At 62.6% G+C, this 14139-nt stretch carries 10 protein-coding genes; 8 read left to right on the forward strand and 2 right to left on the reverse strand.

All coding sequences use genetic code 11. From position 1 onward, the window contains the following. Positions 1-118: 118 nt before the first annotated feature. The 6 genes from lepA (at position 119) to pdxJ (ending at position 6259) form a co-directional block, all read left to right on the forward strand. Positions 119-1918 (forward strand): translation elongation factor 4, encoded by a 1800-nt coding sequence (gene lepA / locus C4K27_RS05295; protein WP_007932152.1) that lies wholly within the window; start codon positions 119-121, stop codon positions 1916-1918. Between the two features lie 5 nt (positions 1919-1923). Beyond that, complete coding sequence (gene lepB / locus C4K27_RS05300) at positions 1924-2778, forward strand: signal peptidase I (RefSeq protein ID WP_007932153.1); 855 nt, start codon at positions 1924-1926, stop codon at positions 2776-2778. A 213-nt stretch (positions 2779-2991) separates the two neighbouring features. Then, positions 2992-3681, forward strand: coding sequence for a ribonuclease III (rnc, locus tag C4K27_RS05305; protein WP_009042306.1), 690 nt, complete (start codon positions 2992-2994; stop codon positions 3679-3681). Then, positions 3674-4576 carry a GTPase Era gene (era, locus tag C4K27_RS05310; protein ID WP_007932155.1) on the forward strand — a complete coding sequence of 301 codons (903 nt, stop codon included), beginning with the start codon at positions 3674-3676 and terminating at the stop codon, positions 4574-4576. The genes rnc and era overlap by 8 nt, the downstream gene beginning before the upstream one ends. 122 nt (positions 4577-4698) lie before the next feature. Beyond that, positions 4699-5388, forward strand: coding sequence for a DNA repair protein RecO (gene recO, locus C4K27_RS05315; protein ID WP_007932161.1), 690 nt, complete (start codon positions 4699-4701; stop codon positions 5386-5388). Between the two features lie 127 nt (positions 5389-5515). After that, positions 5516-6259 carry a pyridoxine 5'-phosphate synthase gene (gene pdxJ, locus C4K27_RS05320; protein ID WP_007932164.1) on the forward strand — a complete coding sequence of 248 codons (744 nt, stop codon included), beginning with the start codon at positions 5516-5518 and terminating at the stop codon, positions 6257-6259. 121 nt (positions 6260-6380) lie between these two features. Here pdxJ and mltF read toward each other — a convergent pair whose 3' ends face one another. Then, the gene (mltF, locus tag C4K27_RS05325; RefSeq protein ID WP_053259738.1) at positions 6381-7841 is read right to left on the reverse strand and encodes a membrane-bound lytic murein transglycosylase MltF; all 1461 of its coding nucleotides are present in this window, start codon (positions 7839-7841) and stop codon (positions 6381-6383) included. 287 nt (positions 7842-8128) lie between these two features. Here mltF and purL point away from each other — a divergent pair, with 287 nt between their 5' ends. Then, positions 8129-12025: a phosphoribosylformylglycinamidine synthase gene (gene purL, locus C4K27_RS05330; RefSeq protein WP_053259739.1), complete on the forward strand. Its 3897-nt coding sequence runs from the start codon at positions 8129-8131 to the stop codon at positions 12023-12025. 5 nt (positions 12026-12030) lie between these two features. Beyond that, complete coding sequence (locus tag C4K27_RS05335) at positions 12031-12342, forward strand: YqfO family protein (protein ID WP_007927731.1); 312 nt, start codon at positions 12031-12033, stop codon at positions 12340-12342. 77 nt (positions 12343-12419) lie between these two features. On the opposite strand, the gene nagE is transcribed toward C4K27_RS05335, so the two are convergent. Then, complete coding sequence (gene nagE / locus C4K27_RS05340) at positions 12420-14138, reverse strand: N-acetylglucosamine-specific PTS transporter subunit IIBC (protein WP_053259740.1); 1719 nt, start codon at positions 14136-14138, stop codon at positions 12420-12422. Between the last annotated feature and the right edge of the window lies 1 nt (position 14139).

Below are 14139 nucleotides of genomic sequence, written 5' to 3' on the forward strand. Positions count from 1 at the left end.
GGGCGTTTTGCGTTTGCGCGCCCCTGACAGGCGAACGTGACGCTTGCGTCGTCTATCAGGTACAATTCCCGGCTATTTTTCGGCGGGCTATGCCTGCAGCCTTTTTGAGTGTTGATCCGTGAGTGATTTGAGTCATATCCGCAATTTCTCCATCATCGCCCACATTGACCATGGCAAGTCGACTCTGGCCGATCGCTTCATCCAGATGTGCGGCGGCCTGGCCGAGCGTGAAATGGAAGCCCAGGTCCTGGACTCCATGGACCTTGAGCGGGAACGCGGGATCACCATCAAGGCCCACAGCGTTACCCTCTATTACAAAGCCCGCGACGGCATCACCTACCAGCTGAACTTCATCGACACCCCTGGCCACGTGGACTTCACCTATGAAGTCAGCCGGTCGCTGGCCGCCTGTGAAGGCGCCTTGCTGGTGGTCGACGCCGGCCAGGGCGTGGAAGCGCAGTCGGTCGCCAACTGCTACACCGCCATCGAGCAGGGCCTGGAGGTCATGCCGGTGCTGAACAAGATCGACTTGCCACAGGCCGATCCGGACCGGGTCAAGGAAGAGATCGAGAAGATCATCGGTATTGATGCCACCGACGCCGTGACCTGCAGCGCCAAGACCGGCCTGGGTGTCGACGAGGTGCTGGAGCGCCTGGTCACCACCATTCCCGCGCCGACCGGCAACATCGAAGATCCGCTGCAAGCGTTGATCATCGACTCCTGGTTCGACAACTACCTGGGCGTCGTGTCCCTGGTTCGCGTGCGCCATGGCCGCGTGAAGAAGGGCGACAAGATCCTGGTGAAATCCACCGGCAAGATCCACCTGGTGGACAGCGTCGGTGTATTCAACCCGAAACACACCGCCACCACCGACCTGAAGGCCGGTGAAGTAGGCTTCATCATCGCCGGTATCAAGGACATTCACGGTGCGCCGGTAGGTGACACCCTGACCCTGAGCTCGACCCCCGACGTCGAAGTGCTGCCCGGCTTCAAGCGCATTCAGCCGCAGGTCTACGCTGGCTTGTTCCCGGTCAGCTCCGACGACTTCGAAGACTTCCGCGAAGCCCTGCAAAAGCTCACGCTGAACGACTCGTCGCTGCAATACACTCCGGAAAGCTCCGACGCACTGGGCTTCGGCTTCCGTTGCGGCTTCCTCGGCATGCTGCACATGGAAATCATCCAGGAGCGCCTGGAGCGCGAATACGACCTGGACCTGATCACCACGGCGCCGACGGTGATTTTCGAACTGCAACTGAAGAATGGTGAGACGATCTACGTCGATAACCCGTCGAAGTTGCCGGATCTGTCGTCCATCGAAGATATGCGCGAGCCGATCGTGCGGGCCAATATCCTGGTGCCGCAGGAGCACCTGGGTAACGTCATTACCCTGTGTATCGAGAAGCGCGGCATACAGCACGACATGCTGTTCCTCGGCAGCCAGGTCCAGGTGACCTACGACCTGCCGATGAACGAAGTGGTCCTGGACTTCTTCGACCGCCTCAAATCCACCAGTCGTGGCTATGCTTCGCTGGATTATCATTTCGATCGCTACCAATCGGCTAATCTGGTCAAGCTGGATGTGCTGATCAACGGTGAGAAGGTCGACGCCCTGGCATTGATCGTGCACCGTGACAACGCGCACTACAAAGGGCGTGCGTTGACCGAAAAGATGAAGGAACTGATTCCTCGGCAGATGTTCGACGTGGCAATCCAGGCCGCCATTGGTGGGCAGATTGTGGCGCGGACAACCGTCAAGGCGCTCAGAAAGAACGTACTGGCCAAATGCTACGGTGGTGACGTTAGCCGTAAGCGCAAGCTGTTGGAAAAGCAGAAGGCCGGTAAGAAACGCATGAAGCAAGTGGGTAACGTGGAGATTCCACAAGAAGCCTTCCTTGCTGTGCTCAGGTTGGATAGTTAGGTCCTATGTCGCTAAATTTCCCGCTGTTGCTGGTCATCGCCGTCGCCGTCTGCGGTCTGTTGGCGTTGCTCGATCTGGTCTTTCTGGCGCCGCGTCGGCGTGCCGCCATTACCAACTATCAGGGCAGCGTCAGCCAGCCGGATGGACTGGTCATCGAGAAACTGAACAAGGAGCCGATGCTGGTCGAGTACGGCAAATCGTTCTTTCCGGTGCTGTTCATTGTGCTGGTGCTGCGTTCGTTCCTGGTGGAACCGTTTCAGATTCCTTCGGGATCGATGAAACCGACCCTGGATGTGGGCGACTTCATCCTGGTGAACAAGTTTTCTTACGGGATCCGCCTGCCGGTGATCGACAAGAAAATCATCGAGGTCGGTGATCCGCAGCGCGGCGATGTGATGGTGTTCCGCTACCCGAGCGATCCGAACGTCAACTACATCAAGCGTGTGGTCGGCCTGCCGGGCGACGAAGTGCGCTACACCAGCGACAAGCGCCTGCTGGTCAACGGCCAGTCGGTCGCCGAGCAACTGGTCGGCTCCGAGCCGGGTACCCTGGGCAGCGCGGAGCTCTACAAGGAAAAACTCGGCGCCGCCGAGCACCTGATCCGCAAGGAAATGAGCCGCTACCGGGCCACCCCGGATCGTCAATGGACCGTGCCTGCCGGGCACTACTTCATGATGGGCGACAACCGCGACAACTCGAACGACAGCCGCTACTGGGATGACCCAAGCATTCCCAAGGACCTGCTGGGCATGGTTCCCGACAAGAATATCGTCGGCAAGGCCTTCGCAGTCTGGATGAGCTGGCCCGAACCGAAACTCAGCCACCTGCCGAATTTCTCGCGGGTTGGCCTGATCAAGTAATCAAACACGGCGCTGTTGAACACAGCGCCGAATGCTTTTCTGGATCTTGTAGAACACCGGCCCGCCAGGTTCGGCAGCCTCCCAGGCGTCACCAGAAGCAGCAGTCAACGATATTCAGGATGTGGATTTGAACACAGCGTTAATTGCCACAGGCACCTCGTGCCTTGTCTCCAAGGTGGTGAAATTCAACCACGAACTCAGCGTGGGTAAACCGTGAGCGTTTCTTTGAGCCGTCTCGAGCGTCAGCTCGGTTACACCTTCAAGGACCAGGAACTGATGGTTCTGGCCCTCACTCACCGCAGTTTTGCCGGGCGCAACAACGAACGCCTGGAATTCCTCGGTGATGCCATTCTCAACTTCGTCGCCGGCGAAGCGCTGTTCGAGCGTTTTCCCCAGGCTCGCGAAGGCCAGCTGTCGCGTCTGCGCGCGCGCCTGGTGAAGGGTGAAACCCTGGCCGTACTGGCCCGTGGTTTCGATCTGGGCGAATACCTGCGCCTGGGCTCCGGTGAGTTGAAAAGCGGCGGCTTTCGTCGTGAGTCGATCCTCGCCGATGCCCTGGAAGCGCTGATTGGTGCGATCTACCTGGATGCCGGCATGGAGGTCGCGCGCGAGCGCGTGCTGTCTTGGCTGACGTCCGAGTTCGACAGCCTGACGCTGGTCGACACCAACAAGGACCCCAAGACCCGCCTGCAGGAATTCCTGCAGTCGCGTGCCTGTGAACTGCCCCGCTACGAAGTGGTGGATATCCAGGGTGAGCCCCATTGCCGGACGTTCTTCGTCGAATGTGAAATCACCCTACTGAACGAAAAAAGCCGAGGTCAGGGTGTGAGCCGTCGCATTGCCGAACAGGTAGCGGCCGCCGCAGCACTGATTGCCCTGGGCGTGGAGAATGGCCATGACTGATACAACCGCAACACGCTGTGGCTATGTCGCCATCGTCGGCCGTCCGAACGTGGGCAAGTCCACGCTGCTGAACCATATCCTGGGACAGAAGCTGGCCATTACCTCGCGCAAGCCGCAGACCACTCGGCACAACATGCTCGGCATCAAGACCGAAGGCGCCATCCAGGCGATCTACGTCGACACCCCGGGCATGCACAAGAGCAACGAGAAGGCGCTGAACCGCTACATGAACAAGACCGCCTCGGCGGCCTTGAAAGACGTCGACGTGGTGATCTTCGTCGTTGACCGCACCAAGTGGACCGACGAAGACCAGCTGGTGCTGGAGCGTGTGCAGTACGTGCAGGGCCCGGTGATCCTGGCGATCAACAAGACCGACCGCATCGAGGACAAGGCCGAGCTGATGCCGCACCTGACCTGGTTGCAGGAGCAGTTGCCGAATGCCGAGATCGTCCCGGTATCGGCCCAGCAAGGCCACAACCTGGAAGCCCTGGAAGGCCTGATCGCCAAGCACCTACCGGAAAACGATCACTTCTTCCCGGAAGACCAGATCACCGACCGCAGCAGCCGTTTCCTCGCCGCCGAACTGGTGCGCGAAAAGATCATGCGCCAGCTGGGTGCCGAGCTGCCGTACCAGATCACCGTGGAAATCGAAGAGTTCAAGCAGCAGGGCAAGACCCTGCATATTCATGCCTTGATCCTCGTCGAACGCGACGGCCAGAAGAAAATCATCATTGGCGACAAGGGTGAGCGCATCAAGCGCATCGGCATGGAAGCGCGCAAGGACATGGAGCTGCTGTTCGACTCCAAGGTCATGCTCAACCTGTGGGTCAAGGTCAAAGGTGGTTGGTCCGACGACGAGCGCGCCCTGCGTTCGCTGGGCTACGGCGACCTGTAATCCTGCCCCGTCGCCGGCGCCTCGTTCCTGCAACGTGCAGGGCGAGCCGCTGGCGATAAAGGTTCAACGAACCTTCCCGTGGACCTGTCACTTTCTCAAGCCTTGAGATCCCCCCGACACCTATGTCCAGTAACGCTCCCATCGGCCAGCCCGCTTATGTCCTGCACAGTCGCGCCTATCGCGAGAGCAGTGCATTGGTGGACTTCCTCACGCCCCAGGGGCGGCTGCGCGCGGTGTTGCGCGGCGCGCGGGGCAAGGCCGGGACCCTGGCGCGGCCGTTCGTGCCGCTGGAAGTCGAATTTCGTGGGCGCGGCGAGCTGAAAAACGTCGGGCGCATGGAAAGCGCGGGAACCTCCACCTGGCTCAACGGCGAAGCGCTGTTCAGCGGCCTCTACCTCAATGAGTTGCTGATCCGCCTGCTGCCCGCCGAAGACCCGCATCCGGCGATCTTCGAGCACTATGCGGCAACCTTGCTGGCTTTGGCCGAGGGCAGGGCCCTTGAGCCCTTGCTGCGCGCGTTCGAATGGCGCCTGCTGGACGACCTGGGCTACGGCTTCGCCCTGGACATGGATATCCACGGCGCGCCGATTGAGGCGCAGGGCATGTACCGCCTGCAGGTGGATGCTGGTCTGGAGCAGGTTCACCTGTTGCAACCAGGCCTGTTCAACGGCACCGAGCTGCTGGCCATGGCGCAAGCCGACTGGAGCGCCCCCGGCGCGCTGGCGGCGGCCAAGCGCCTGATGCGCCAGGCCCTGGCGGTGCACCTGGGCGGTCGGCCCTTGGTCAGTCGCGAATTGTTTCGCAAGCCCTAGTCGTCCCATTGCGCCAATACGCTCGAATCCTGCCTGGCTTGCTCGTGCGACCGAAAGCCGGCAGTTATTTTCGCCAGCGGACACTATATGCTGTGCACCGAATCTCTAACTCCTCAGGAGCGCTTCCGTGACCACCAGCAATCGCATTCTTCTTGGCGTGAACATCGACCACGTAGCCACCCTGCGTCAGGCTCGGGGCACCCGTTACCCTGACCCGGTCAAGGCGGCGCTGGACGCGGAAGAGGCGGGGGCCGACGGCATCACCGTGCACCTGCGCGAGGACCGCCGGCATATCCAGGAGCGCGACGTGCTGCTGCTCAAGGACGTGCTGCAAACCCGCATGAACTTCGAGATGGGCGTCACCGAGGAAATGATGGCGTTCGCCGAGCGCATCCGTCCGGCGCACATCTGCCTGGTTCCGGAAACCCGCCAGGAGCTGACCACCGAGGGCGGCCTGGATGTCGCCGGGCAGGAAGCGCGGATCAAGGCGGCGGTAGAGCGGCTGTCGAAGATCGGCGCCGAAGTGTCACTGTTCATCGACGCCGATGAGCGGCAGATCGCCGCCTCTCGCCGCGTGGGCGCGCCCGCCATCGAGCTGCACACCGGGCGTTATGCCGATGCCGAAACGCCGAGCGAGGTGGCCGAGGAGCTGCGGCGTGTGGCCGACGGCGTGGCTTTCGGCCTGGGCCAGGGCCTGATCGTCAATGCCGGCCACGGCCTGCATTACCACAACGTCGAGGCGGTCGCGGCGATCAAGGGCATCAACGAGTTGAACATCGGCCATGCGCTGGTGGCCCATGCGCTGTTCGTCGGTTTCAAAGGCGCAGTGGCGGAGATGAAGGCGCTGATCCTGGCGGCGGCCAAGGCCTGACGGAGACTCTGTAGCCGCTGCCGCAGGCTGCGATCGACCGGAACGGTCGTGGCGATTTTACGGTTGTTCAGGTCCTGCGGACTTGTCGCAATCGTCGGCAGCGGCTTTCTACGCAGAGGGTTTAAAGCGGCGGGGTTTCCTGGGTCGGCTTGGTCTTGTCCACGCCCGGCACGTGCAGGTTGCCCTCGGCCACCTGGTCGCCTTCCAGCTGCGGCTGTGTAACCCAGGTCAGAATGTCGTAGTAGCGACGGATGTTGGCGACGAAATGCACCGGCTCGCCGCCCCGGGCGTAGCCATAGCGGGTCTTGCTGTACCACTGCTTCTGCGAGAGACGCGGCAGCATCTTCTTCACGTCCAGCCACTTGTTCGGGTTCAGCCCTTCCTTTTGCGCCAGCTTGCGGGCGTCGTCCAGATGGCCGCTGCCGACGTTATAGGCGGCGAGGGCGAACCAGGTGCGGTCCGGCTCTTCGATCTTGTCGTCCAGTTGATCCTTCATGTACGCCAGGTACTTGGCGCCGCCCTGGATGCTTTGCTTGGCGTCCAGGCGGTTGGATACGCCCATGGCCTGGGCGGTGTTCTGGGTCAGCATCATCAGGCCGCGCACGCCGGTCTTGGAGGTGACGCTCGGTTGCCACAAGGATTCCTGGTAACCGATGGCCGCCAGCAGGCGCCAGTCGACCTTTTCTTCCTTGGCCGAGGCCTTGAAGTGCTTCTCGTATTTGGGCAGGCGCTGTTGCAGGTGCTGGGCAAAGGTGTAGGCGCCGACATAACCCAGGACGTCCACATGCCCGTAATAACGGTCCTTCAGGCGCTGCAGGGTGCCGTTCTTCTGCACCTTGTCGAGGAAGGCGTTGATTTCGTTGAGCAGGCTGTTGTCTTCGCCGGCGGCCACGGCCCAGCTCTGGTTGCTGGCATCGCCAAGGTCGAAGGCCACGCGGATATTGGCGAAATACACCTGGTTCATCGCCACTTCGTTGGAGTCCACCAGGGTCAGGTCGATCTGCCCCTCGTCGACCATACGTAGCAGGTCGACCACTTCGACCTCGTCGGACTCTTCGTATTGAATGCCGGGGTATTTCAGCTTGAGTGCGGCCAGTTGTTCGGCGTGGGTGCTGCCCTTGAGGACCATGATCTTCTTGCCGACCAGATCGCCCGCGTCAGTAGGGCGGGACTGGCCGTTGCGGTAGATGATCTGCGGGGTGACTTCCAGATAGGTGTGGGAAAACCGGACTTGCTGCTTGCGTTTCTCGCTGCTGACCAGACCGGCAGCAGCCAGCACCGGGCCGTTAGGTTTACCCAGCTGGTCGAAGAGGTCGTCGAGGTTGTCCGCGGTTTCGATCTTCAGCGTCACCCCCAGGTCGTCGGCGAAACGTTTCACCAGCTCGTATTCGAAGCCGGTTTCACCGTTGCGATCCTGAAAGTAGGTGGCCGGGCTGTTACGGGTGACCACCCGCAGCACGCCATCCTCCTTTACTCGCTCGAGCGTGCTGGGTTTCTCAACGCAGGCACTGAGCATCAGGAAGAGTCCGGTTGCGATGAGCCATCGGGCACAGCGCGGACGTAAAGCCATAGGGGAAAACATCTGCGCAGTATACGCAAAGGACAACAACCGCCATATCTCGACAGCGAAGGGCTTGTCTGCTAGAGGTTCCAGCCCCCGGCCAGGGCCCTCGGGAATGGGCCTTCGGGGCCCGTGGAGAGGGGTGAAATAACCCTGCTGAATGGTCCTGACGAGCCTTTGTCACAGGGTGCTGCGCGCGGGCCGACGTCTGGCTGCGCTCGGGCGTGCCGTTTCGGGTGCCGTCGCGGGCGGTTTACGCTAGAATGCACGGCCTCAAAGCACACCCCCTTCCCGAGGCTGTCCCGAAGATGTTGATCCTGCGCGGCGCTCCTGCCCTTTCTGCCTTTCGCCACAGCAAACTCCTTGAGCAACTGAGCCAGAAGGTTCCAGCTGTCAGTGGCCTGTATGCTGAATTCGCTCACTTCGCCGAAGTTACCGGCGTCCTGACCGGCGACGAACAGCAGGTGCTTGCGCGCCTTCTGAAGTACGGCCCAAGCGTACCGGTGCAAGAACCTACCGGTCGTCTGTTCCTGGTGCTGCCGCGTTTCGGCACCATCTCGCCATGGTCGAGCAAGGCCAGCGATATCGCCCGCAACTGTGGCCTGAGCAAGATCCAGCGCCTGGAGCGCGGCATTGCCTTCTATGTGGCCGGTGAATTCAGCGACGCGCAAGCGCAGTTGATCGCCGACACTCTGCACGACCGCATGACCCAGATCGTGCTGGGCAACCTGGAGCAGGCTGCCGGCCTGTTCAGCCATGCCACGCCGAAGCCGCTGACCGCCATCGATATCCTCGGTGGTGGCCGCGCCGCGCTGGAACAGGCCAACACCGAACTGGGCCTGGCCCTGGCCGAAGACGAAATCGATTACCTGGTCAACGCCTTCCAGGGCCTCAAGCGCAACCCGCATGACATCGAACTGATGATGTTCGCCCAGGCCAACTCCGAGCACTGCCGTCACAAGATCTTCAACGCCAGTTGGGACATCGACGGCCAGAGCCAGGAAAAAAGCCTGTTCGGCATGATCAAGAACACCTATCAGATGCACAACGAAGGTGTGCTGTCGGCTTACAAGGACAACGCCTCGGTGATTGTCGGCAATGTCGCCGGCCGTTTCTTCCCGAACCCTGAAACCCGCCAGTACGGCGCGGTGCAGGAGCCGGTGCACATCCTGATGAAGGTCGAGACTCACAACCACCCGACCGCCATCGCCCCGTTCCCGGGCGCATCCACCGGTTCCGGTGGCGAGATCCGCGATGAAGGTGCAACCGGGCGTGGCGCCAAGCCAAAGGCCGGCCTGACCGGTTTCACCGTATCCAACCTGCAGATCCCGGGCTTCGAACAGCCGTGGGAAGTGCCGTACGGCAAGCCTGAGCGCATTGTCACCGCGCTGGACATCATGATCGAAGGCCCGCTGGGCGGCGCCGCGTTCAACAACGAATTCGGTCGTCCGGCCCTGACCGGCTACTTCCGTACCTTCGAACAGTCGATCGCCACCCCGCACGGTGATGAAGTGCGTGGTTACCACAAGCCGATCATGCTGGCCGGCGGCATGGGCAACATTCGCGAAGAGCACGTCAAGAAAGGCGAGATCGTCGTCGGCTCCAAGCTGATCGTCCTCGGCGGCCCGGCGATGCTCATCGGCCTGGGTGGCGGCGCCGCTTCCTCCATGGCCACCGGCACCAGCTCGGCGGATCTGGACTTCGCTTCCGTTCAGCGTGAAAACCCGGAAATGGAGCGCCGTTGCCAGGAAGTCATCGACCGTTGCTGGCAGCTGGGCGACAAGAACCCGATCAGCTTCATCCACGACGTCGGCGCGGGCGGTCTGTCCAACGCCTTCCCGGAACTGGTCAACGACGGCGACCGCGGTGGCCGTTTCGAACTGCGCAACATTCCAAACGACGAGCCGGGCATGGCCCCGCACGAAATCTGGAGCAACGAATCCCAGGAACGCTACGTTCTGGCCGTCGGCCCGGCCGACTTCGAGCGCTTCCAGGCCATCTGCGAACGTGAGCGTTGCCCGTTTGCCGTCGTCGGTGAAGCCACCGCCGAACCGCATCTGACGGTCACGGACAGCCACTTCGGCAACAGCCCGGTGGACATGCCACTGGAAGTGCTGCTGGGCAAGGCGCCGCGCATGCACCGTTCGGTGGTTCGCGAAGCCGAGCTGGGCGACGATTTCGACCCGTCGAGCCTCGACATCGGCGAAAGCATCGAGCGCGTCCTGCATCACCCGGCCGTCGCGAGCAAAAGCTTCCTGATCACCATCGGCGACCGCACCATCACCGGCCTGGTGGCCCGTGACCAAATGGTCGGCCCATGGCAGGTTCCGGTGGCCGACGTGGCCGTCACCGCCACCAGTTTCGACGTCTACACCGGTGAAGCCATGGCCATGGGCGAGCGTACTCCGCTGGCGCTGCTGGACGCCCCGGCGTCGGGCCGCATGGCCATCGGCGAAACCCTGACCAACATTGCCGCGTCGCGCATCAACAAGATCTCCGACATCAAGCTGTCGGCGAACTGGATGTCCGCCGCCGGCCACCCGGGCGAAGACGCACGGCTGTACGACACCGTGAAAGCGGTCGGCATGGAACTGTGCCCTGAGCTGGGCATCACCATTCCAGTGGGCAAGGACTCGATGTCCATGGCCACGCGCTGGAACGACAACGGTGAAGAAAAAACCGTGACCTCGCCGATGTCGCTGATCGTGACTGGTTTCGCGCCTGTGGCGGACATCCGCCAGACCCTGACCCCGCAACTGCGCATGGACAAGGGCACCACCGATCTGGTCCTGATCGACCTCGGTCGTGGCCAGAACCGCATGGGCGCCTCGATCCTCGCCCAGGTGCACGGCAAGCTCGGCAAGCAGGCCCCGGACGTCGATGACGCCGAAGACCTGAAAGCCTTCTTCGCGGTGATCCAGGGCCTCAACGCCGACGGTCACCTGCTGGCTTACCACGACCGTTCCGACGGTGGCCTGCTGACCAGCGTGGTGGAAATGGCCTTCGCCGGTCACTGCGGCCTGAACCTGAACCTCGACGCCCTGGCCGAGAGCTCGGCCGAGATCGCCGCCATCCTGTTCAACGAAGAACTGGGTGCGGTGATCCAGGTGCGCCAGGACGCAACCCCGGATGTGCTGGCGCAGTTCAGCGCCGCCGGCCTGGGCGACTGCGTGGCGGTGATCGGCCAGCCGGTCAACAACGGCCATATCAACATCACCTTCAACGGCGAGAATATCTTCGCCGGCGAGCGTCGCCTGTTGCAGCGCCAGTGGGCTGAAACCAGCTACCAGATCCAGCGCCTGCGGGACAACGCCGACTGCGCCGAGCAGGAATTCGACGTCCTGCTGGAAGAAGACAACCCGGGCCTGAGCGTCAAGCTGAGCTTCGACGTCAACCAGGACATCGCCGCGCCTTACATCAAGAAAGGTGTGCGTCCCCAGGTTGCCGTGCTGCGCGAGCAGGGCGTCAACGGCCAGGTGGAAATGGCCGCGGCGTTCGACCGTGCCGGCTTCAACGCGATCGACGTGCACATGAGCGACATCCTCGCCGGTCGCGTCGACCTGAACGACTTCAAGGGCATGGTCGCCTGCGGCGGCTTCTCCTACGGCGACGTACTCGGCGCCGGCGAAGGCTGGGCCAAGTCGGCACTGTTCAACAGCCGTGCCCGCGACGCCTTCCAGGGCTTCTTCGAGCGCAGCGACACTTTCACCCTCGGCGTGTGCAACGGTTGCCAGATGATGTCCAACCTGCACGAGCTGATCCCGGGCAGCGAGTTCTGGCCGCACTTCGTGCGCAACCGGTCCGAGCAGTTCGAGGCCCGTGTGGCGATGGTCCAGGTCCAGGAGTCGAACTCGATCTTCCTGCAGGGCATGGCCGGTTCGCGTATGCCGATCGCCATCGCCCACGGAGAAGGCCATGCGGAATTCGAAAGCGCAGAAGCGCTGCTTGAAGCCGACCTGTCCGGTTGCGTGGCCCTGCGTTTCGTCGACAACCACGGCAAGGTCACCGAAAGCTACCCGGCCAACCCGAACGGCTCGCCGCGCGGGATCACTGGCCTGACCAGCCGCGACGGCCGCGTCACCATCATGATGCCGCACCCTGAGCGGGTATTCCGCGCCGTGCAGAACTCCTGGCGTCCGGAAGAGTGGAACGAAGATGCGGCGTGGATGCGCATGTTCCGTAACGCTCGCGTGTGGGTGAACTAAGACCCGTGTACAAGCTCAGCTTTTTCGTCCCGCCCAGCCACGTGGATGTGGTCAAGAACGCCGTATTTGCCGCCGGTGGCGGACGGATCGGCGCTTACGACCAGTGCGCGTGGCAGGTGCTGGGCCAGGGCCAGTTTCGCCCGTTGGACGGCAGCCAGCCGTTTCTCGGGCAGACCGGCCTGGTCGAGCAGGTGCAGGAATGGAAAGTCGAGTTGGTGGTGGCCGACGAGTTGATCCGTAGCGTGGTGATGGCCCTCAAGCAGAGCCATCCCTACGAGACACCGGCTTATGAAGTCTGGCGTCTGGAAGACTTCTAAGGCCCGCCCATGAAAAAGCCCGCTGAACCGGTAACGGTCAGCGGGCTTTTTTGTGCCTGCTCTCCGGCAGGAGAGGGTCAGACCTTGACGCTGACCTCGCTGCGGTTGATCAGGCTATCCAGTGCTTGGCTCAGGCTCGCGGCCTTTTCCCCGAGCAGCAGGTGCCAGACGCCATCGTCGAGCTGGCTGGAACCCTGGCAGCCGAGGTTCTTCAGCTGGCATTCCGACAGCGCCTTGTTGTCGCCCAGTTGCACCCGCAGACGGGTCATGGCCACGCAGTCCAGTTGCAGCACATTGTCGCTGCCACCGAAGGCGTCCAGCCATTTCACGGCTTCCTGGGGCGCAATGCTCACCGCTGGCGGTGCTTCGAAGGCGGCGGCAGGGCCTGGCTGTTCCAGTGGCTTGCCGCCGCTGGGCATGGCCAGGCGGATTTCATCGGCGATGCTGTCGGCCAGCGGACCGACCACCACCTGCAGGCTGCCGCCCTTGCCGGGACGCACCACGGCCATGGCGCCAAGAGCCTTGAGGGCACTGTCCGATGCTTTGCTGCGGTCGGCCAGTTCCAGGCGCAGGCGGGTGGTGCAGGCACCGACGGTTATCAGGTTGTCCGCGCCGCCCAGGGCCTGGATATAGGCACCGGCGCGCTGATTGTTGGTCATGGCGGCTTTTTCGGTGCCCGGGGTGTCCTCGCGGCCCGGGGTTTTCAGGTTGAAGCGTTTAATGCAGAAGTCGAACACCAGGTAGTAGATCACCGCGTACAGCAGGCCCACCGGGAATACCAGCCAGCCGTTGGTGGAGCGGCCCCAGCCGAGGGCCATGTCGATGGCGCCGCCGGAAAAGGTGAAGCCCAGGTGGATGTTCAGCAGGTTGGTCAGGGCCATGGACAGGCCGGTCAGCAGGGCATGCACCAGGTACAGCATGGGGGCGAGGAACATGAAGGCGAACTCGATCGGCTCGGTGACCCCGGTCAGGAACGAGGTCAGGGCCATCGACAGGAAAATCCCGCCCATCACCTTGCGCCGCTCCGGCAGCGCATTGCGGTACATGGCCAGGCACGCCGCCGGCAGGCCGAACAGCATCATCGGGAACATGCCGGTCATGAACTGGCCGCCCTTGGGGTCGCCGGCGAAGTAGCGGGTCAGGTCGCCGGTGACCACGGCGCCGGTGGCCGGGTCGGTGAAGCTGCCGAAAATGAACCAGGCCATGTTGTTCAGGATGTGGTGCAGGCCGGTGATGATCAGCAGGCGGTTGAACACACCGAAAACGAAGGCACCGAGGCTGCCGCTTTCCATCAGCAACTGGCCGAAGCTGTTGATGCCGTGCTGGATCGGCGGCCAGATCAGGCCGAACACCACCCCCAGGCCGACGGCGCTGAAGCCGGTGACGATCGGCACGAAGCGCCGCCCGCCAAAGAACGCCAGGTATTCCGGCAGCTTGATGTCCTTGAAGCGGTTGTACAGGGCACCGGCCAGCAGGCCGCTGATGATCCCGGCGAGCATGCCCATGTTGATGCTGGCATCGAGCACCTTGAGGGTTGCCACCATCACCAGGTAACCGATGGCCCCGGCCAGGCCGGCGGTGCCGTTGTTGTCCTTGGCGAAGCCCACGGCGATGCCGATGGCGAAGATCAGCGCCAGGTTGGCGAAGATGGTCTGGCCGGCATCGTGGATGATCGCGATGTTCAGCAGGTCGGTGTCGCCCAGGCGCAGCAGCAGGCCGGCGATCGGCAGGATCGCGATCGGCAGCATCAGGGCGCGGCCCAGGCGCTGCAGGCCTTCGATGAATAATTGGTACATG

Source organism: Pseudomonas chlororaphis subsp. chlororaphis (genome assembly GCF_003945765.1).
Taxonomy (GTDB): domain Bacteria; phylum Pseudomonadota; class Gammaproteobacteria; order Pseudomonadales; family Pseudomonadaceae; genus Aquipseudomonas; species Aquipseudomonas chlororaphis.

Coding starts and splice junctions, on each gene's coding strand:
- purL (WP_053259739.1), top strand. CDS start 8,129: ATGTTGATCCTGCGCGGCGCTCCTGCCCTTTCTGCCTTTCGCCACAGC.
- era (WP_007932155.1), top strand. CDS start 3,674: ATGACTGATACAACCGCAACACGCTGTGGCTATGTCGCCATCGTCGGC.
- lepB (WP_007932153.1), top strand. CDS start 1,924: ATGTCGCTAAATTTCCCGCTGTTGCTGGTCATCGCCGTCGCCGTCTGC.
- recO (WP_007932161.1), top strand. CDS start 4,699: ATGTCCAGTAACGCTCCCATCGGCCAGCCCGCTTATGTCCTGCACAGT.
- mltF (WP_053259738.1), bottom strand. CDS start 7,841: ATGTTTTCCCCTATGGCTTTACGTCCGCGCTGTGCCCGATGGCTCATC.
- nagE (WP_053259740.1), bottom strand. CDS start 14,138: ATGTACCAATTATTCATCGAAGGCCTGCAGCGCCTGGGCCGCGCCCTG.